The sequence below is a fragment of the Citrobacter werkmanii genome (assembly GCF_008693645.1).
Lineage (GTDB): Bacteria > Pseudomonadota > Gammaproteobacteria > Enterobacterales > Enterobacteriaceae > Citrobacter > Citrobacter werkmanii.
Window position 1 is genome coordinate 1,660,015 of sequence record NZ_CP044101.1, and the last position, 19,484, is coordinate 1,679,498.

16 protein-coding genes are annotated in these 19,484 nt (G+C 56.1%); 11 read left to right on the top strand and 5 right to left on the bottom strand.

The genetic code is table 11. From position 1 onward, the window contains the following. Window positions 1–27: 27 nt before the first annotated feature. The 3 genes from FOB24_RS08440 to wzz(fepE) all read left to right on the top strand — a co-directional run bounded on the left by FOB24_RS08440 (window position 28) and on the right by wzz(fepE) (window position 5,493). A complete protein-coding gene (locus tag FOB24_RS08440) occupies window positions 28–246 on the top strand; it encodes an MbtH family protein (protein WP_087857112.1) in 219 nt (72 codons plus the stop codon). Next, window positions 243–4,133 (top strand): enterobactin non-ribosomal peptide synthetase EntF, encoded by a 3,891-nt coding sequence (entF, locus tag FOB24_RS08445; RefSeq protein WP_150344777.1) that lies wholly within the window; start codon window positions 243–245, stop codon window positions 4,131–4,133. Before FOB24_RS08440 ends, entF begins: the two co-directional genes overlap by 4 nt. A 226-nt stretch (window positions 4,134–4,359) precedes the next feature. Next, window positions 4,360–5,493 carry an LPS O-antigen length regulator Wzz(fepE) gene (gene wzz(fepE), locus FOB24_RS08450; RefSeq protein WP_150344778.1) on the top strand — a complete coding sequence of 378 codons (1,134 nt, stop codon included), beginning with the start codon at window positions 4,360–4,362 and terminating at the stop codon, window positions 5,491–5,493. Between the two features lie 45 nt (window positions 5,494–5,538). On the opposite strand, the gene fepC is transcribed toward wzz(fepE), so the two are convergent. Genes fepC through fepD form a run of 3 tightly spaced genes read right to left on the bottom strand, consistent with a single transcriptional unit; the run spans window position 5,539 to window position 8,329 of the window. Then, on the bottom strand, window positions 5,539–6,336 hold the full coding sequence (gene fepC, locus FOB24_RS08455) for an iron-enterobactin ABC transporter ATP-binding protein (RefSeq protein ID WP_150344779.1): 798 nt from the start codon (window positions 6,334–6,336) through the stop codon (window positions 5,539–5,541). Further along, entirely contained in the window at window positions 6,333–7,325 is a 993-nt protein-coding gene (gene fepG / locus FOB24_RS08460; RefSeq protein WP_170973230.1) for an iron-enterobactin ABC transporter permease, read from the bottom strand. Before fepG ends, fepC begins: the two co-directional genes overlap by 4 nt. After that, complete coding sequence (fepD, locus tag FOB24_RS08465; RefSeq protein WP_150344780.1) at window positions 7,322–8,329, bottom strand: Fe(3+)-siderophore ABC transporter permease; 1,008 nt, start codon at window positions 8,327–8,329, stop codon at window positions 7,322–7,324. Before fepD ends, fepG begins: the two co-directional genes overlap by 4 nt. Window positions 8,330–8,438: 109 nt before the next feature. On the opposite strand from fepD, the gene entS reads away from it, so the two are divergent. Next, window positions 8,439–9,674 carry an enterobactin transporter EntS gene (entS, locus tag FOB24_RS08470; protein ID WP_150344781.1) on the top strand — a complete coding sequence of 412 codons (1,236 nt, stop codon included), beginning with the start codon at window positions 8,439–8,441 and terminating at the stop codon, window positions 9,672–9,674. Between the two features lie 39 nt (window positions 9,675–9,713). Here the strand turns inward: entS and fepB are convergent, their stop codons facing one another. Beyond that, the gene (gene fepB / locus FOB24_RS08475; RefSeq protein ID WP_069323131.1) at window positions 9,714–10,670 is read right to left on the bottom strand and encodes a Fe2+-enterobactin ABC transporter substrate-binding protein; all 957 of its coding nucleotides are present in this window, start codon (window positions 10,668–10,670) and stop codon (window positions 9,714–9,716) included. Between the two features lie 187 nt (window positions 10,671–10,857). Between fepB and entC the strand changes: the two genes are divergently transcribed. From entC to FOB24_RS08510, 7 genes are all read left to right on the top strand, one after another. After that, a complete protein-coding gene (entC, locus tag FOB24_RS08480; RefSeq protein ID WP_150344782.1) occupies window positions 10,858–12,033 on the top strand; it encodes an isochorismate synthase EntC in 1,176 nt (391 codons plus the stop codon). A 9-nt stretch (window positions 12,034–12,042) separates the two neighbouring features. Next, on the top strand, window positions 12,043–13,653 hold the full coding sequence (gene entE, locus FOB24_RS08485; RefSeq protein ID WP_150345569.1) for a (2,3-dihydroxybenzoyl)adenylate synthase EntE: 1,611 nt from the start codon (window positions 12,043–12,045) through the stop codon (window positions 13,651–13,653). 13 nt (window positions 13,654–13,666) lie between these two features. After that, window positions 13,667–14,524 carry an isochorismatase gene (locus tag FOB24_RS08490; RefSeq protein WP_150344783.1) on the top strand — a complete coding sequence of 286 codons (858 nt, stop codon included), beginning with the start codon at window positions 13,667–13,669 and terminating at the stop codon, window positions 14,522–14,524. Next, a complete protein-coding gene (entA, locus tag FOB24_RS08495; protein ID WP_150344784.1) occupies window positions 14,524–15,279 on the top strand; it encodes a 2,3-dihydro-2,3-dihydroxybenzoate dehydrogenase EntA in 756 nt (251 codons plus the stop codon). The genes FOB24_RS08490 and entA overlap by 1 nt, the downstream gene beginning before the upstream one ends. A 2-nt stretch (window positions 15,280–15,281) precedes the next feature. After that, entirely contained in the window at window positions 15,282–15,695 is a 414-nt protein-coding gene (gene entH, locus FOB24_RS08500; RefSeq protein WP_085047763.1) for a proofreading thioesterase EntH, read from the top strand. A 184-nt stretch (window positions 15,696–15,879) separates the two neighbouring features. Next, window positions 15,880–17,985 (top strand): pyruvate/proton symporter CstA, encoded by a 2,106-nt coding sequence (gene cstA / locus FOB24_RS08505; protein WP_006685575.1) that lies wholly within the window; start codon window positions 15,880–15,882, stop codon window positions 17,983–17,985. 63 nt (window positions 17,986–18,048) lie between these two features. Next, window positions 18,049–18,246, top strand: coding sequence for a YbdD/YjiX family protein (locus FOB24_RS08510; RefSeq protein ID WP_006685574.1), 198 nt, complete (start codon window positions 18,049–18,051; stop codon window positions 18,244–18,246). Between the two features lie 97 nt (window positions 18,247–18,343). Here the strand turns inward: FOB24_RS08510 and FOB24_RS08515 are convergent, their stop codons facing one another. Then, window positions 18,344–19,432: an oxidoreductase gene (locus tag FOB24_RS08515; RefSeq protein ID WP_150344785.1), complete on the bottom strand. Its 1,089-nt coding sequence runs from the start codon at window positions 19,430–19,432 to the stop codon at window positions 18,344–18,346. Between the last annotated feature and the right edge of the window lie 52 nt (window positions 19,433–19,484).

A 19,484-nucleotide genomic window follows, 5' to 3' on the forward strand; every position in this document is an offset into this window, starting at 1 on the left:
GACGATGTTCCACGACAGGAGTTGAGTATGGAGTTCAGTAACCCCTTCGATAATCCGCAGGGCCAGTTTTACATTCTGCAAAACCCACAGCGTCAGTTTAGCCTCTGGCCGCAGCAGTGCTCACTTCCTGCTGGCTGGCAAGTCGCGTGCGAACCGCAATCGCAGGAAGCCTGCCAGCAATGGCTGGATGCAAACTGGACCACGCTGACGCCAGCAAACTACGTTGATGTGCAGGAGGCTCCATGACTCAGCGTTTACCGTTAGTCGCGGCTCAGCCGGGGATTTGGATGGCGGAAAAACTCTCCACCTTGCCCTCGGCGTGGAGCGTGGCGCACTATGTAGAATTAACCGGCGAACTGAACGCGCCGTTGCTGGCAAAGGCAATCGTTGCCGGTCTGGAGCTGGCTGATACTCTGGGGATGCGGTTTAGCGAAGATAACGGTGAGGTCTGGCAATGGGTTGATCCTGCGCTCACCTTCGCGGAACCTGAAATTTTCGACCTGCGCGAAAAATCTCACCCACATGAAGCAGCCCGCGCACTGATGCAGGCCGATCTGCAACAGGACTTACGCGCTGATGGCCATAAACCGTTGGTTTTCCATCAGCTCATTCAGGTAGGTGATAACCGCTGGTACTGGTATCAGCGTTACCATCATCTGCTGGTTGATGGCTTCAGCTTTCCCGCCATTACCCGCCAGATAGCCGCCATTTACTGCGCATGGCAGAGTGGCGAACCCACGCCGGATTCTCCTTTTACGCCGTTTGCCGAGGTCGTGGAAGAGTATCAACAGTATCGTCAAAGCGATGCCTGGCAACGTGATGCTACTTTCTGGACCGAGCAGCGTAAACAGTTACCGCCCCCGGCGTCGTTGTCGAACAAACCGTTGCCGGGGCGCTCGGCCAGTGCCGATATTATTCGTCTGAAGCTCACCGCGCCTGAAGGCGCGTTCCGCCAGCTTGCAGCACGTATGCCTGATGTGCAGCGTGCGGATCTGGCCCTCGCGCTGGTAGCGTTGTGGCTGGGACGTTTATGCAGCCGAATGGATTATGCCGCCGGATTTATCTTTATGCGGCGTATGGGATCGGCGGCACTCACGTCCACCGGACCGGTTTTAAACGTTTTGCCCTTTGGCGTGAGGCTGGATGCGGCAGAAAGCTTGCCTGCGCTGGCACAGCGGTTGGCAGGGCAGTTGAAGAAAATGCGCCGACATCAGCGTTATGACGCTGAACAAATTGTGCGCGACAGCGGGCGTGCAGCCGGTACCGAGCCGCTGTTTGGCCCGGTGCTGAACGTGAAAATATTCGATTATCAGCTAAATATTCCCGGCGTTCAGGCGCAGACCCATACCCTGGCGACAGGCCCGGTCAACGATCTTGAGCTGGCGCTATTCCCGGATGAAAACGGTGGGCTGAGTATTGAAATCCTCGCCAATAAACAGCGTTATGATGCCGCGACACTGGCGCAACACGCATCGCGTTTAACCGCGCTTATCGAACAGTTTGCCGACAATCCGGCGCTATGCTGTGGTGAGGCCGGGATGCTGTTGCCAGCGGAGTATGAGCAACTGGCGAAGATTAACGACACGACCGTGGAGATCCCGGCCACGACGCTGAGCGCGCTAGTGGCACAGCAGGCCGATAAAACACCGGATGCCCCGGCGCTGGCCGATGCTCGTTATCAGTTTAGTTATCGTGAAATGCGCCAGCAGGTTGTGGCGCTGGCGCAGCTACTGCGCGCGCGGGGCGTACAGCCAGGTGACAGCGTTGCCGTGGCATTACCGCGTTCAGTATTCTTGACGCTGGCGCTGCACGGTATTGTTGAAGCCGGAGCCGCCTGGCTGCCATTGGATACCGGATACCCGGACGATCGCCTGCGGATGATGCTCGAAGATGCAAAGCCAAAATTAGTGATCGCCACCGATGATCAACTGGCGCGCTTTGGCGATATCCCGGGGCTGGAAAGTCTGTGCTACAACGCGCCGCTGCCAGCGGGAGATACCGCGCCGTTGGCCCTCTCTCAACCGCATCAAACGGCCTATATCATTTTTACTTCCGGTTCTACCGGCAGACCCAAAGGGGTGATGGTCGGGCAAACGGCGATCGTCAATCGCCTGTTATGGATGCAAAATCACTATCCGCTGACGGCAGAGGATGTGGTGGCGCAAAAAACACCATGCAGTTTTGATGTCTCGGTGTGGGAATTTTTCTGGCCGTTTATTGCCGGCGCAAAATTGGTGATGGCGGAGCCCGAGGCGCATCGCGATCCGCTGGCGATGCAGCAATTCTTCGCCCAATACGGGGTGACGACCACTCACTTTGTTCCTTCCATGCTGGCTGCTTTTATTGCGTCATTGACGCCAGAAACTGCGCAGAAAAGTTGTGCTTCGCTGAAGCAGGTATTCTGCAGCGGCGAAGCCTTGCCTGCAGATTTATGTCGTGAGTGGGAACAGTTAACCCATGCGCCGTTGCACAATTTGTACGGACCAACTGAAGCGGCGGTTGATGTGAGCTGGTATCCGGCCTGGGGGGAAGCGCTCGCCGCCGTAACCGGCAACAGCGTGCCGATTGGTTATCCGGTATGGAACACCGGTTTGCGGATCCTCGATGCCATGATGCGTCCGGTGCCCTTCGGCGTAGCGGGTGATCTATACCTGACGGGGATCCAACTGGCGCAGGGTTATCTGGGACGAGCGGATCTGACGGCAAGCCGCTTTATCGCCGATCCGTTCAATGCCGGTGAACGCATGTACCGTACCGGGGATGTGGCCCGCTGGCTGGAAAATGGTGCGGTGGAATACCTGGGGCGCAGCGATGACCAGCTTAAAATTCGCGGACAGCGTATTGAACTGGGGGAAATTGATCGGGTGATGCAGCAACTGCCCGACGTCGAGCATGCTGTTGCCCATGCCTGCGTATTTAATCAGGCTGCGGCGACCGGCGGCGATGCGCGTCAACTGGTGGGGTATCTGGTGTCGCAATCGGGTTTACCGCTGGACACCTCTGCATTGCGGGAGAGTCTGCGCGAAAAACTGCCAGCGCATATGGTGCCAACGGTATTGTTGCAACTGGCGGAGCTGCCGCTCAGCGCGAACGGTAAATTGGATCGTAAAGCGTTACCGATGCCTCAGTTAACATCACGTACAACGGGACGTGCGCCGCACCCTGGGATCGAAACCACCATTGCGCACTCTTTTGCGGCCTTGCTGGATTGTGAGGTCAATGATGTGGAGGCAGATTTCTTCGCGCTGGGCGGACATTCTCTGCTGGCGATGAAGCTGGCGGCGCAATTGAGTCGTATGTTTGAACGACAGGTGACGCCAGGTCAGATTATGGTGGCTTCTACCGTTGAACAACTCAGCGCATTGCTGGAGAGTGATGATGATGAACAGTCGCAGCATCTGGGGTTTGAGACGCTGCTGCCGCTGCGTGAAAGTCACGGCCCAACGCTGTTTTGCTTCCATCCCGCGTCGGGTTTTGCCTGGCAGTTTAGCGTGCTGTCGCGTTACCTCAGCCCGCAGTGGTCGATTACAGGCATTCAGTCGCCGCGACCGGATGGACCCATGCAAACGGCGGAAAACCTCGATGCGGTATGTGACCATCATCTGGCAACGCTGCTTAACCAGCAGCCTCACGGTCCATACTATTTATTAGGTTACTCGCTGGGGGGGACGCTGGCGCAGGGGATTGCCGCGCGTTTACACGCCCGGGGGGAGGATGTTGCCTTCCTGGGGCTGCTGGATACCTGGCCGCCTGAAACGCAAAATTGGCAGGAAAAAGAGGCCAATGGCTTGGATCCTACCGTACTGGCGGAGATCGAGCGTGAACGTGAAGCGTTCCTGGCCGCACAGCAGGGGAATGCGTCTGACGCGTTATTCAACGCTATCGAAGGCAATTATGCGGATGCGGTTCGCCTGTTAACCACAGCCCACAGCGTAGCTTTTGCGGGTCACGCTACGTTGTTCGTGGCTGAACGCACATTACCGCAGGGCGTTAGCCCTGAACGTAGTTGGTCACCATGGATATCCAGTCTGGAGGTTTATCATCACGACTGCGCGCATGTCGACATCATTTCTCCCACCGCGTTTGTGACGATAGGGCCTGTAATCAATGCGTTGATTAATCAATCTGCGTAACAAAGTCACTTTTGCTATTACGGCAATCGAACAACTCCATAATGCAATGTCATGTTGTGGAGTTGTTGCTTTGGTGTGGAATGGGGTGGCGAAGGGAGTGAATAAATTCCGAAGATAATTTTTGGTAGGGGCAGATGCGTAAAGAAAGTTTCAGATAATTCTGACTAGCTGGTAGACTTCTCCACGGGAGTGTTTTTCTTTTGGGAAAGTTTTCAGGTCACGCAACATGTCATCATTGAATATTAAGCAAGACAACGTTTCGGAATTTACTGCTTATCCTCAGCCTACGGTAAACGCCAACGAAATTGATTTAATTAACCTGGTCGAAATCTTATGGCGCGCCAGGACGAAAATTGTGGCTACCGTTTTCGCTTTTGCCTGCGTGGGTATTCTGGTCTCTTTCCTGCTGCCGCAAAAATGGACCAGTCAGGCCATCGTGACGCCGGCAGAACCCGTTCAGTGGCAGGATCTCGAGAATACGTTGACCAAATTGCGCGTGCTGGATATGGATATTAACGTCAGCCGCAGTGATGTGTTTAACCTGTTTATCAAAAAATTTCAGTCGCCCTCATTGTTAGAAGATTATCTGCGTTCTTCACCCTATGTGATGGAGCAATTGAAGGGCGCTGATATTGACGAAATGGACCTGCATCGGGCAATCGTCAGGCTCGGTGAAAAAATGACCGCGGTTGATAGCAATGCGGGAAAAAAGAGTGAGACCTCGCTGTATACCTCATGGACACTGAGCTTTACCGCCCCTCAGGCCGAAGAAGCCCAGTCTGTGCTACAGGGTTATATCCATTATATTTCTTCTATTGTTGAGAAAGAAACGCTGGAAGATATTCGCAATAAACTGTTCATCAAAACCAGTTATGAAAAAGAAAGACTGGCGATGGATCGCGTCAGGCTCAAAAACCAGATGGAAGCAAATATTCAGCGCCTCAACTACTCCCTGGAGATTGCGAATGCCGCCGGGATTAAAAAGCCGGTCTACAGTAACGGCCAGGCGGTGAAAGATGATCCTGATTTCTCTATTTCACTGGGCGCTGATGGTATCTCGCGTAAATTAGAAATTGAAAAATCAGTAACAGATGTTGCGGAAATTAACGGAGAATTACGTAACCGCCAATATCACGTTGATCAACTGTTAGCCATGAACGTGAGCGACGTAAAATTTACGCCGTTTAAATATCAGCTTTCACCTTCGCTGCCGGTGAAAAAAGATGGTCCGGCTAAATCGATGATCGTTATTCTGGCTGCGTTACTGGGTGGTATGGTGGCCTGTGGCGGCGTTCTGCTGAACTACGCCATGGTGTCGCGTAAGCAAAAAATGGCGTTTATCGATCAGCAACTGGTGTGATTAATTGCCGTATGGCGGCAGGCAGCCGCCATACGTTAACTCTCGCTATTTGTTGCGCCCTAGCGCTACGACTAACGGCGTGCCGGCAACCGGATCGTCGATAATCATACAGCGTAATCCATAGATTTTTTCGATAAGCTCCGCCGTAACTATCTCCTTCGGCGCCCCCTCGGCAATAATTTTTCCGTCACGCAGTGCAATCAGGTGCGTTGCATAGCGACAGGCCTGATTGAGGTCGTGCAGAACGGCGGCCAGCGTATAACCCTTCTCCCGGTTTAGCTCACTGAGCAGCTCCAGCAGATCAATCTGATGACTGATATCCAGCCAAGTGGTGGGTTCATCGAGCAACATAATCGATGTTTCCTGCGCCAGCACCATTGCAATCCATGCGCGCTGGCGTTGTCCGCCGGAAAGCGTATCTACACTTTGCGCCGCCAGATGGGTGATCCCTGTGGCCTGCATCGCTGTGTTTACCGCGATTTCATCTTCTTGCCGCCAGCGGGTAAACAGCGGCTGATGTGGGTAACGCCCGCGAGCAACCAGCTCCTGTACGGTAATATCACCCGGCGTGGTGGCGTTTTGCGCCAGCAAACCTATTCTGCGTGCGACCTCTTTGCTGGCATAGTGCTGAATATGCTCACCGTCGAGCCAAACCTTGCCGTGGGCGGGCGTCATCAGACGACTCAGTGTGCGCAGTAGCGTTGATTTCCCGCAGCCGTTTGGCCCAATAATCGCGGTAAAGTGACCGTCGGGAATCGACACATTGAGATTTTCCGCGACGGTAAACTTGCCATAACCCAGCGTTAACTGGTCGCCGCGCAAACGGGCAACTGATTCGATCATTTTTTGCGGGACTCCTGAATTAACAAGACGATAAGATAAATACCGCCGAGGCTTACGGTGACAACGCCCACCGGAAGCTGATAAGGCATAAACAGCTGTTGGGCGCATAAATCCGCCATCAGCAGCAGCAGCGCGCCGCATAGCGCTGACAGGGTTAATCCCCAGCGGGATGTGCCGCTAAGTCGACGCGCAATATGGGGGGCGACGAGAGCAATAAAGGAAATTGGACCTGCCAGCGCGGTGGCGGCGGCGGTCAGTACCACGGCGACCAGCATCATCATCAGACGCGAACGCTCAACGCTGACGCCTAGCGCACAGGCGCTGTCGTCACCCATTTCCAGTAAACGCATCCGGCGCACCAGCAGTGTGGCGCACACCAGCATCACAATAATCAGCGGGGCAGAAGGCCAGGTCTTGGCCCAGGTCAGGCCATTGAGCGAGCCGGCGTTCCACAGTCCGGCCGTTAATGCGGTTTCTAATGACGCTTTCAGCAGCAGCCAGGTGTTGAACGCCACCAGCATAGCGCGTATGCCGATACCGATAATAATCAGCCGGAAGGTGTCGATGCCGTTGCGCCAGGCGAGCGCCCAGACCACCAGTGAAGTCAGGATCCCACCCAGCATAGCCGCCAGCGCGATAGCGGTGAGATGCTGTCCAAACAGCACCATTGCCACCAGTACACCGCTCCAGGCACCGGTATTGAAACCCATCACATCCGGGCTGCCCAGCGGGTTGCGCATCAGCGACTGAAATATTGCGCCGCTCACGCCGAGCGCCGCGCCAATCAATAACGCCATGAGCACGCGCGGCAAACGCCATTCGGTGACCACCAGCGTGATACTGCGCGGCGCATCGCCGAACAGAGCGGCAATAATTTGCTGAGTTTCCAGCGTAACGACGCCGCTACGCAGGCTCCACAACCCAACGGCGAGACAGCCTACAACCAGCAGCAGACTGCTGATAATCAGACGACGGGAGAGGTGCATCATGCGCCACCCCCGCGCGATTTACGGCGAACCAGAAAGATGAGCACCGGCGCGCCGATAAATGCGCTGACCACCGAAACACGCAGTTCGCCGGGGACAATCACACGCCCGATAATATCGGCAATTAACAGCAGAGAGGGGGTTGCCAGCAGGGTGACGGGCAATGACCAGCGGTGATCCGCCCCCACCAGCCAGCGCGCCATATGCGGCATCATCAGGCCGATAAAGGCGATAGGACCGACAATTGCGGTCGCGCTGCCGCACAGGACGGTGATCGCCAGCAGGCCGATAAACTGCGTGCGGGCGACTTTACTGCCCAGCGCGGTAGCAGTGTCGCTACCAAGACTCAGGCTATTCAGGGCGCGGCTGAGAAACAATGCGGCAGCCGCGGCAATCAATATCGGCACCAGCACCACCTTCAGCGTTTGCAGGCTGCGGATATCCAGCGAACCGGCCTGCCAGAAGCGCAACTGATCGTAGACGTCCGGGTTGAGTAGGGCGATGCCGGTGGATAGCCCCTCGAGTACTGCACCCAGCGCAACGCCCGCCAGCGTCAGTCGTACCGGACTGAGCTGCCCGCCGCCCTGGCTACCGGTAAACGCTACAATCAGCGAGGCGATCAGCGCCCCGGAAAAAGCCATCAGCAATTGTTCCTGTGGGGAAGAGAAACCGAACAGCGACGCGCCCAGCACGATGGCGAAGCTGGCGCCAGAATTAACGCCAAGGATCCCCGGATCGGCGAGCGGGTTACGCGTGAGCGTTTGCATTAAGGCGCCCGCCAGACCCAGCGCGCCGCCGGCGAGCAGTCCTGCCAGCGTGCGTGGCAGTCGCGCGTCCAGCACGATGGTGCAATCCGCGCTTTGGCAACTGCCGGTGAGTGCATCCAGCACCACGGATGCAGGTAGCGATTTTGCGCCAATGACCAGACTTAATACCGTGGTGAGAACAAGTAATAACAATAGTCCGGGCACGGCGAAAGCGCGTGTCGCGGAAACAGAGCATGACATATCAACTTCCCTGATAATGATAGTAATTATCGTTATCGATCTTATTTGGATATGTTAGCATGTGCAGCCATCGAATGGATATTGAAAAAGTACCTGGTAAGGCTCTGTAATGAATCGACAATCCTGGCTGCTTAACCTCAGCCTGTTAAAAACCCACCCTGCATTTCGCGCCGTCTTCCTCGCTCGTTTTATTTCCATTGTCTCTTTGGGGCTACTCGGTGTGGCGGTTCCGGTACAGATCCAGATGATGACCCAGTCGACCTGGCAAGTGGGTTTATCGGTGACGTTGACCGGTAGCGCAATGTTTATTGGCCTGATGGTTGGCGGTGTACTGGCCGACCGCTATGAGCGTAAAAAAGTGATCCTGTTGGCGCGTGGAACCTGTGGCGTCGGCTTTATTGGTTTGTGTCTGAATGCGCTGCTGCCCGAACCGTCGTTACTGGCGATTTATCTGCTTGGCTTATGGGACGGTTTCTTTGCCTCGCTGGGCGTGACGGCTTTGCTGGCAGCAACGCCGGCGTTGGTCGGGAGGGAGAATTTGATGCAGGCCGGGGCGATTACCATGCTGACGGTGCGTTTGGGTTCGGTCATTTCGCCGATGCTTGGTGGAGTGCTGCTGGCGACCGGTGACGTGGCCTGGAACTACGGGCTGGCGGCGGCAGGCACGTTCATAACCTTACTGCCTTTATTGAGCCTTCCCGCGTTACCTCCACCGCCGCAGCCGCGCGAGCATCCGCTGAAATCGCTGCTGGCCGCATTTCGCTTTTTGCTCGCCAGTCCGCTGATTGGCGGCATTGCGCTGCTCGGCGGCCTGTTGACCATGGCGAGCGCCGTGCGGGTGCTGTATCCGGCGCTGGCGATTAACTGGCAGATGTCGAGCGCGCAAATTGGTTTGTTGTATGCGGCCATTCCTCTTGGCGCGGCGGTGGGCGCTTTGACCAGCGGACAGCTGGCGCACAGCGTTCGTCCGGGATTGATCATGCTGGGTTCTACCGTGGCTTCATTCCTGGCTATCGGTCTGTTTGGGTTGATGCCGGTCTGGGAGCTTGGGGTTGTCTGCCTGGCGCTGTTCGGTTGGTTAAGTGCGGTTAGCTCTTTGTTGCAGTACACCCTGTTACAGACGCAGACGCCAGAAGCGATGCTCGGGCGAATTAACGGTTTGTGGACGGCGCAGAACGTCACCGGGGACGCGATTGGCGCGGCGTTGTTAGGTGGTTTGGGTGCGATGATGACGCCGGTCGCCTCGGCAAGCGTAAGTGGATTTGGGCTGGTGATTGTCGGTCTGCTACTGCTGTTGTTGCTGGGGGAATTACGTCGATTCCGGCAAATGCCTGTGAATACCTGACGGGCCGGATAGGGCGTTAGCCGCATCCGGCGCTGGCGATTAAAAGAGAGCTGACAGACGTTGCAACAGCAGCGTCGCGCTGTAGTAGTCGAGACGGAAGGTTTCCGTGCCCAGGGCGTAAACACGTTTATTTTGCACGGCTGGCAGATGCGCCAGAAGCGGATTGGCATAAATGGCGTCGGCATCTTTGCTGTCGCCAGCAAACAGGAACAGCGCTTCGCCGTTCAGGCCAGCCGCCAGATTTTCACCGCCAAGCTGGATGATATCGTGGCGTTTGCCCTGGCTCTGGCTGGTGTGCAAACCGGCAGGTAGCGGCGCCAGCGTGAAGCCTAACTGTTCCATCAGCTTGCCCTGTGCTGACTCAGGCGTCCAAAGATTGGCGCTGTGCGCCGCAGCGGTATAGACCAGCGCGTTGACCGGCTGTGGCGGTAGGGTGATACGTTGCTTAACCGCTTGCAGTTGCTTATCAAATTCGGCAATTCGCGCGGCTGCCTGCGGTTCCTGACCGGTAATTTCACCCAGTTGCGTCAGCAACGTCTGCCAGCTTTTGTCGTCGTAGTTGATGATAAGCGTGGGCGCAATGGTGGACAATTGATCGTATAGCGCGAGGGCGGAGTCGCCGCCGGTGGCGCTTACCAGAATCAGATCCGGCATTTGTGCCGCGACGGCTTCCGCACTTGGTTCGCCGATGTACAGACGGCTGAGTTTGCGTTCCCTGGCCACGTCGCTCCATTGACGTAAAAAGCCCTGCGCATCGCCAATGCGGTTGTTCGGCGTGGTGGCGCCGCTGGCGATGACCGGGGCATCAATCGCCAGCAGCGAGCCGGTAAGGGTGACGCTGGTGGAGACAATGCGCTGCGGCTTATGCTCCAGCGTATGCGTGCCACGGCTGTCGGTGATCTGACGCGGCCAGTCGGCGGCGTGACCTAAAGAAATTCCTGAAATAAACAAACCAGTCAGTAAAAGCACGGTGCGACGAAAAGAGGGGAGACTCACGAATCAGCTTCCTGTTATCAGTATGGTTAATGCTTCTCATTTTCATTGTTAGCGAGCGAGGATGCAAGCCAAAGTCGCACATTGTGCTGCCACAAGAGTTGACATACAGCCGCTTTGCTTTTAGGTTAGCGACCGAAAATATAAATGATAATCATTATTAGAGCCTTTATCATTTTTGGAGGATGATATGGATATGTCACTGGCCGAGGAAAAAACGCAGACTATGCCGACGCTCGCTCCCGACAGTTTTTTCTTTATGTCGCCGTATCGTAGTTTTACGACGTCAGGATGCTTCGCCCGCTATGCGGAACCGGCAATTGATGGCGATTCGCCAGACAGCCTTTTCCAACACAAAATGCACGCACTGTTTGCTGATGCCAAATCGCAGGGCATCGCTAACCCCATTATGGTCGGGGCAATTCCTTTCGATACCCGCCAGCCATCATCGCTGTTTATTCCCCAATCGTGGCAGAGCTTCTCTCGCACGGCAAAGCAGCAATCATCACGTTACTTTAATCGGCAGCAGTCGTTAAACGTGGTTGAGCGTAAATCGATTCCGGAACAGGACTTTTTTGAAGAGATGGTTGCCCGGGCGGCTGCGCTGACGGCCACGCCGGAAGTCGACAAAGTGGTGTTGTCACGTCTGATCGATATCACCACCGATGCCAACATTGACAGCGGTGCGCTGCTGGAGCGTCTGGTGGCGCAAAATCCGGCGAGTTACAACTTCCATGTCCCCATTGACGACGGTGGCGTATTGCTTGGCGCCAGCCCGGAACTGCTGTTGCGCAAAGAAGGCGATCGTTTTAGCTCGCTGCCGCTGGCCGGTTCGGCGCGCCGTCAGCCTGATGATGTGCTGGACAGGGAAGCAGGGATCCGCCTGCTGGCGTCTGAGAAGGATCGCCATGAGCACGACCTGGTGACGCAGGCGATGAAAGCCGTGTTGCGCGATCGCAGCAGTGAATTGCAGCTGCCTTCCTCTCCGCAACTGGTTACTACGCCTACGCTCTGGCACCTCGGCACGCCGTTTGAAGGAAAAGCCAACGCAGAGGAAAACGCGCTGACGCTGGCGTGCCTGTTGCATCCGACGCCTGCGCTGAGCGGTTTCCCGCATCAGGTTGCGCGCAACATTATCGCCGAGCTGGAGACGTTCGATCGCGACTTGTTCGGCGGCATTGTCGGCTGGTGTGATGCTGAAGGTAATGGCGAATGGGTGGTGACGATCCGCTGCGCGAAGCTGCTGCGTAATCAGGTTCGTTTCTTTGCCGGCGCCGGTATTGTGCCTGCGTCTTCTCCGGTTGCGGAATGGCGTGAAACGGGAGCCAAGCTTGCCACCATGTTGAATGTTTTTGGACTGCATTAAGGAGCCATGATGCGTATTCCTTTCACCCGTTGGCCGGAGGAGTTTGCCCGCCGTTACCGTGAAAAAGGCTACTGGCAGGATTTGCCGCTGACCGACATTCTGACCCGTCACGCCGAGAGCGATCATACGGCGGTCATTGATGGTGAACGCCATCTGAGCTATCGCCAGTTGAATCAGGCGACTGACAATCTCGCCTGCAGCCTGCGTCGTCAGGGAATCAAACCTGGCGAAACCGCATTGGTACAACTGGGCAATGTGGCGGAGCTGTACATCACGTTCTTTGCGCTGCTCAAGCTGGGCGTCGCTCCGGTGCTGGCGCTGTTTAGCCATCAGCGTAACGAACTCAATGCTTATGCTAAACAGATCGCACCCGCGTTACTGATCGCCGATCGCCAGCATGCGCTGTTTAGCGGGGAAGATTTTCTCAATACCTTTGTGGCTGAACACAATTCAGTGCGCGTGGTGCAACTGCGCAATGATGAAGGCGAACATAACCTGCAAATGGCGATAGACCAGCCTGCGGCTGATTTTACCGCGACGCCATCGCCTGCTGATGAAGTGGCGTACTTCCAGCTTTCTGGCGGTACCACCGGGACGCCGAAGCTTATTCCTCGTACCCATAACGATTACTACTACAGTGTGCGTCGCAGTAATGAGATCTGCCGCTTCACCGGGGAAACGCGCTATCTGTGCGCGATCCCGGCGGCGCATAACTACGCCATGAGTTCGCCTGGTTCGCTTGGCGTGTTCCTGGCTGGCGGCACCGTGGTTCTGGCGGCTGACCCGAGCGCAACCTTATGTTTCCCGCTGATTGAACAGCATCAGGTTAACGTCACGGCGCTGGTGCCGCCGGCGGTGAGCCTGTGGCTGCAGGCGATTGCGGAGTGGGGGAGCAATGCGCAATTGGCTTCGCTGACGCTGCTGCAGGTCGGTGGGGCACGGCTTTCCGCCTCGCTTGCGGCGCGTATTCCGGCGGAGATTGGCTGCCAGTTGCAGCAGGTTTTTGGCATGGCGGAAGGGCTGGTGAACTACACCCGTCTGGACGACAGCCCTGAGCGCATCATCAATACCCAAGGCCGTCCGATGTGTCCGGATGATGAAGTCTGGGTCGCCGATGCTGATGGTAATCCCCTGGCGCAGGGCGAAACAGGCCGCCTGATGACGCGAGGTCCGTACACCTTCCGGGGTTACTTCAACAGCCCGGAGCACAATGCCAGCGCCTTTGACGCCAACGGTTTTTACTGCTCCGGCGATCTGATCGCTATCGATCAGGATGGCTATATCACCGTACAAGGGCGTGAGAAGGATCAGATCAACCGGGGTGGCGAGAAGATCGCAGCAGAAGAAATTGAAAACCTACTGTTACGCCACCCATCGGTGATCCATGCAGCCCTGGTCAGTATGGATGACGAACTGATGGGCGAGAAAAGCTGTGCATGGCTGGTGGTGAAAGAGCCGCTGCGCGCGGTGCAGGCGCGCCGTTTCCTGCGTGACCAGGGCGTGGCGGAATTCAAATTACCTGACCGTGTGGAGTGCGTTGAGTCACTCCCGCTAACCCCGGTCGGTAAAGTGGATAAAAAACAATTACGTCAGTGGCTGGCGTCACGTTCACTGGCCTGAAGGAGAAAAAGAGATGGCAATTCCTAAACTGCAGGCTTATGCACTGCCTACGGCGCTTGATGTTCCAGCCAATAAAGTCGACTGGACGTTTGAACCTGAACGCGCCGCGCTGCTGATCCACGACATGCAGGACTATTTTATCGGCTTTTGGGGGGATAACTGCCCGATGATGGCGCAAGTGGTGGCTAACATTGCCGCACTGCGTCAGTTCTGCAAAGAGCACAACATTCCGGTGTATTACACCGCGCAACCCAAAGAACAGAGCGATGAAGACCGCGCCCTGCTGAATGATATGTGGGGACCAGGCCTGACGCGTTCGCCGGAACAGCAAAAAATCGTTGATGCGCTGGCTCCCGATGAGGCGGATACCATCCTGGTGAAATGGCGTTACAGCGCATTTCATCGCTCTCCGCTGGAGCAGATGCTTAAAGACACTGGCCGAAATCAACTGATTATTACCGGTGTGTATGCCCATATTGGCTGCATGACCACTGCGACTGACGCTTTTATGCGCGATATCAAGCCGTTTATGGTCGCCGATGCGCTGGCGGACTTCAGCCGTGATGAACACCTGATGTCGCTGAAATACGTGGCGGGACGTTCCGGTCGGGTGGTGATGACCCAGGAACTTTTGCCAACGCCGGTTCCGGCGAGTAAAGAGGCGCTGCGCAGCGTGATTCTGCCGCTGTTGGATGAGTCCGAGGAGCCAATGGATGACGAAAACCTGATCGACTACGGGCTGGATTCCGTGCGCATGATGGCGCTGTCGGCACGCTGGCGTAAAGTTCATGGCGATATTGATTTCGTGATGCTGGCGAAAAACCCGACCATAGACGCCTGGTGGAAGCTACTCTCCCGCGAGGTGAACTGATGGCCGGATTTGATTTTACCGGGAAAACCATCTGGGTGACCGGCGCGGGTAAAGGCATTGGCTACACTACGGCACTGGCATTTGTGAAAGCTGGCGCGCAGGTGACTGGCTTCGATCGCGAATTTCCTCAGGATAACTACCCGTTTGCGACCGAAGTGCTGGATGTGGCCGATGCCGGGCAGGTGACTGAGGTGTCCCAGCGTGTCCTTAAAGCGTGCGATCGGCTGGATGTGTTGGTCAATGCCGCTGGTATTCTGCGCATGGGGGCCACTGACGCACTGAGCGTTGAAGAGTGGCAGCAGACGTTTGCCGTTAACGTTGGCGGCGCGTTCAATCTGTTTCAGCAGACGATGGCGCAGTTTCGTCGCCAGCAGGGCGGGGCGATCGTGACCGTCGCCTCAGATGCGGCGCACACACCGCGTATCGGCATGAGCGCTTATGGAGCGTCAAAAGCTGCGCTAAAAAGCCTGGCGCTCACCGTCGGACTGGAACTGGCGGGCAGCGGTGTGCGCTGTAATGTGGTTTCGCCAGGCTCGACCGATACTGACATGCAGCGCACGTTATGGGTCAGTGATGACGCGGAGGAGCAGCGTATTCGCGGGTTTGGCGAACAGTTTAAGCTTGGTATCCCGTTGGGGAAAATCGCCCGACCGCAGGAGATCGCCAACACCATTTTATTCCTCGCCTCCGACCTTGCCAGCCACATTACGCTACAGGATATCGTGGTGGATGGCGGCTCAACGCTGGGAGCATGATGATGATCTGGAAACGCCATCTCACGCTGGATGAATTAAATGCCACCAGCCACAACACCATGGTCGCGCACTTAGGCATCCTTTATACCCGACTGGGCGATGATGTGCTGGAGGCCGAAATGCCGGTTGATACCCGCACGCATCAGCCGTTTGGTTTGCTGCACGGCGGCGCGTCGGCGGCACTGGCCGAAACATTGGGTTCAATGGCGGGTTATCTGATGACCCGCGACGGGCAGTGTGTAGTCGGTACAGAACTGAACGCCACGCACCATCGGGCGGTTTCGCAGGGCAAAGTGCGCGGCGTTTGTCAGCCGCTGCATCTTGGACGGCAGAATCAAAGCTGGGAAATCGTCATCTTTGATGAGCAAGGACGACGCTGTTGTACCTGCCGATTAGGTACTGCGGTGATGGGGTGAAGTCGCCCGACAAAGTAAAATGAAATTGCAGGGTTAACAGGTAAATGAAGTGATCTAGTTAACACTGCAATGTAAAAACTCAGTGATACTTCGGGTTTGTATGGTTGTCATGTTGTTAAATTCAGAAAAGATGTTATAGAAACAAAATGTAACATCTCTCTGACCTGGACAACGGATAATCAATATGAATAAATCAGGGAAGTACCTCGTCTGGACAGTGCTCTCCGTGATGGGAGCATTTGCCCTCGGCTATATCGCATTAAACCGTGGTGAACAGATCAACGCGTTGTGGATAGTCGTGGCGTCGGTCTGTGTCTACCTTATCGCTTACCGTTTCTATGGCCTGTACATTGCGAAAAATGTGCTGGCGCTGGACCCGACGCGTATGACGCCAGCCGTGCGCCATAACGACGGTCTGGATTATGTTCCTACCGATAAAAAAGTGCTGTTCGGTCACCATTTTGCGGCGATTGCCGGGGCGGGTCCGTTAGTCGGGCCGGTACTGGCGGCACAAATGGGTTATCTGCCGGGTATGATCTGGCTGCTTGCCGGGGTGGTACTCGCGGGGGCTGTGCAGGACTTCATGGTGCTGTTTGTTTCTACCCGTCGCGATGGTCGTTCCCTTGGCGAACTGGTGAAAGAAGAGATGGGCCCAACGGCGGGCGTTATTGCGCTGGTAGCCTGTTTTATGATCATGGTGATTATCCTCGCGGTACTGGCGATGATCGTCGTGAAAGCGCTGACCCACAGCCCGTGGGGAACCTACACCGTCGCGTTTACCATTCCGCTGGCGATCTTTATGGGGATCTACCTGCGTTATCTGCGTCCGGGCCGCATTGGCGAAGTGTCGGTCATCGGTCTGGTATTCCTGGTGTTTGCCATTATTTCCGGCGGTTGGGTGGCCGAAAGTCCGACCTGGGCACCGTATTTTGACTTTACCGGCGTACAACTGACGTGGATGCTGGTGGGCTACGGCTTTGTCGCTGCCGTGCTGCCGGTATGGCTGTTGCTGGCCCCACGTGATTATCTCTCTACTTTCCTGAAAATCGGCACTATTGTTGGCCTGGCGGTAGGGATTTTGATCATGCGTCCGACGCTGACCATGCCTGCGCTGACCAAGTTTGTTGACGGTACTGGCCCGGTCTGGACCGGTAACCTGTTCCCGTTCCTGTTTATTACCATTGCCTGTGGTGCGGTATCTGGCTTCCACGCGCTGATCTCTTCCGGTACCACGCCGAAGATGCTGGCGAACGAAGGGCAGGCCTGTTTTATCGGCTATGGCGGAATGTTAATGGAATCCTTTGTCGCCATTATGGCGCTGGTTTCCGCGTGCATCATCGATCCGGGCGTGTACTTTGCGATGAACAGCCCGATGGCGGTGTTGGCTCCGGCGGGTACGGCGGATGTCGTGGCTTCTGCGGCGCAGGTGGTCAGCAGTTGGGGCTTTGCTATTACTCCGGACACCTTGCATCAAATCGCCAATGAAGTCGGCGAACAATCCATCATTTCCCGCGCAGGCGGTGCGCCGACGCTGGCCGTTGGGATGGCGTATATTCTGCATGGTGCGCTGGGCGGCATGATGGATGTGGCGTTCTGGTATCACTTCGCCATTCTGTTTGAAGCCCTGTTTATTCTGACGGCGGTTGACGCCGGTACACGCGCCGCACGCTTTATGCTGCAGGATCTGTTGGGCGTGGTATCACCGAGCCTGAAACGTACCGACTCACTGCCTGCGAACCTGCTGGCTACAGCGCTGTGCGTACTGGCCTGGGGGTACTTCTTACACCAGGGCGTGGTGGATCCACTGGGCGGTATCAACACCCTATGGCCGCTGTTTGGTATCGCCAACCAGATGCTGGCCGGTATGGCATTGATGCTCTGTGCGGTGGTGCTGTTCAAGATGAAACGTCAGCGCTACGCATGGGTGGCGCTGGTGCCAACGGCCTGGCTGCTGATTTGTACTCTGACTGCGGGCTGGCAGAAAGCGTTTAGCCCGGATGCGAAAATTGGCTTCCTGGCTATCGCCAACAAGTTCCAGGCGATGATCGACAGCGGTAATATTCCGGCGCAGTACACCCAGTCGCAGCTGACGCAACTGGTGTTTAACAACCGTCTGGACGCGGGGCTCACTATTTTCTTCATGGTGGTCGTCGTGGTGCTGGGGCTGTTCTCGATTAAAACTGCGCTGGCAGCGCTGAAAGAGGACAAACCAACTTCGAAAGAAACGCCGTACGAACCAATGCCCGAGAATGTCGAAGAGATCGTGGCGCAGGCGAAAGGCGCGCACTAATATTCTCTTAACCAACAAGCCCTCTCCGGTACGGGGAGGGTGTTTGTACGACAGGGAATCACTATGTTTGAAACGCTCTCCAAAGCCGGGAAGTATTTAGGGCAAACCGCCCGCTTGATGATCGGTGTGCCGGATTATGACAACTATGTTGAGCATATGCGCGTCACGCATCCGGATCAGACGCCAATGACCTACGAAGAGTTTTTCCGCGAGCGGCAGGATGCGCGCTATGGGGGCAAAGGCGGCGCGAAGTGCTGTTAATTTTTTGCCGGATGCGCTGACGCTTATCCGGCCTACAACAATGCTTTGGCCGTAGGCCTGATAAGGCGAAGCCGCCATCAGGCAACCTGCACCATAGTCACACCGTCAACGATTCTACCTTCTCAAACGCTGCGCGCAGGGTATCTGGCGTTAACGTTACCGGCAGCGCATGAATAGATTCGACCGGGCGCAGGGTATGCGCAATCACCTTATCGATCTCAGCGCGATTTGCGATATCCACGTCTAACTGGGCCAGCCTGGTGGGGAGATTGAACCGCTGATAAGCGGTGACAAGTTGCGCCAGCACATCATCTTGCCCAAGTAATGCGCTCTGCACCAGAATGCCATACGCCACTTTGGTGCCATGGAGAAATTTCTCCGTTTGCGGGAGGACGGTCAGACCGTTATGGACCGAATGTGCCGCCGCCACACGGGTGTAGCGCTCGCCCAGACCTCCAACCATACCGCCGCCGGCTATAATCGCATCCACCACGTCGCAAAACGCCTGGGTTAGTTCACCACGCTGCTTATCTGCCAGTGCCTGCTCGCTGCTTTCCAGCAGGACGTCGCGGATGGCCAGCGCGCCGTTGATGCCCAGACGTACGGTCAGAGGTAACGTTTCTGGCTGCGGAGCCAGCACCACTGCCTCATACCATTTCGCCAGCGTATCGCCAATACCGGCCAGTAAATACTCTTCAGGCGCGTTAAGTATGATTCGTGGCTCAACCAGCACCAAAAAATTGGCATCGTCGAATATTTCGAAATGCAGCGCCTGACCGGCATCGTTGTACCAGACGGAAAGCGGCGTCCAGGCCGCGCAGGTGGCGGCGATGGTTGGGATCGCCACGAAAGGTAAATCAAGGCGGCGAGCCAGCGCTTTAGCCGTATCGAGCAGTGTACCGCCACCCACGCCAATCACGATGCTGCGATCATCTCCCGATTCTTTTGCCAGTTGAGCAACATCGGTTTCGCTGCAATGTCCCGTAAACAGCAGGCGCTTAGCTTCGGCAAGACGAAAAGCTTCTGGCAAATAAGGACGCGCCGCGGCGATAGCTCGCTCACCGTAGACCCAGACGGCGTGTGAGAGTTGATCCGGGGTGAAAAAGTCGTGCAGTCTGGAGAGGCTACCGGTGTGGGAAAAGTAGTTAGCCGGGCCGGTGACGACGCGAATCTCGGTATTACTCATGTTGTGTTGTCCTTGTGCTGTCCTGATCTGGCAGGTTATTTTTATATAGACG

Coding starts and splice junctions, on each gene's coding strand:
- FOB24_RS08440 (WP_087857112.1), top strand. CDS start 28: ATGGAGTTCAGTAACCCCTTCGATAATCCGCAGGGCCAGTTTTACATT.
- entF (WP_150344777.1), top strand. CDS start 243: ATGACTCAGCGTTTACCGTTAGTCGCGGCTCAGCCGGGGATTTGGATG.
- fepC (WP_150344779.1), bottom strand. CDS start 6,336: ATGATCGAATCAGTTGCCCGTTTGCGCGGCGACCAGTTAACGCTGGGT.
- fepG (WP_170973230.1), bottom strand. CDS start 7,325: ATGATGCACCTCTCCCGTCGTCTGATTATCAGCAGTCTGCTGCTGGTT.
- fepD (WP_150344780.1), bottom strand. CDS start 8,329: ATGTCATGCTCTGTTTCCGCGACACGCGCTTTCGCCGTGCCCGGACTA.
- entS (WP_150344781.1), top strand. CDS start 8,439: ATGAATCGACAATCCTGGCTGCTTAACCTCAGCCTGTTAAAAACCCAC.
- entC (WP_150344782.1), top strand. CDS start 10,858: ATGGATATGTCACTGGCCGAGGAAAAAACGCAGACTATGCCGACGCTC.
- entE (WP_150345569.1), top strand. CDS start 12,043: ATGCGTATTCCTTTCACCCGTTGGCCGGAGGAGTTTGCCCGCCGTTAC.
- FOB24_RS08490 (WP_150344783.1), top strand. CDS start 13,667: ATGGCAATTCCTAAACTGCAGGCTTATGCACTGCCTACGGCGCTTGAT.
- entA (WP_150344784.1), top strand. CDS start 14,524: ATGGCCGGATTTGATTTTACCGGGAAAACCATCTGGGTGACCGGCGCG.
- entH (WP_085047763.1), top strand. CDS start 15,282: ATGATCTGGAAACGCCATCTCACGCTGGATGAATTAAATGCCACCAGC.
- cstA (WP_006685575.1), top strand. CDS start 15,880: ATGAATAAATCAGGGAAGTACCTCGTCTGGACAGTGCTCTCCGTGATG.
- FOB24_RS08510 (WP_006685574.1), top strand. CDS start 18,049: ATGTTTGAAACGCTCTCCAAAGCCGGGAAGTATTTAGGGCAAACCGCC.
- FOB24_RS08515 (WP_150344785.1), bottom strand. CDS start 19,432: ATGAGTAATACCGAGATTCGCGTCGTCACCGGCCCGGCTAACTACTTT.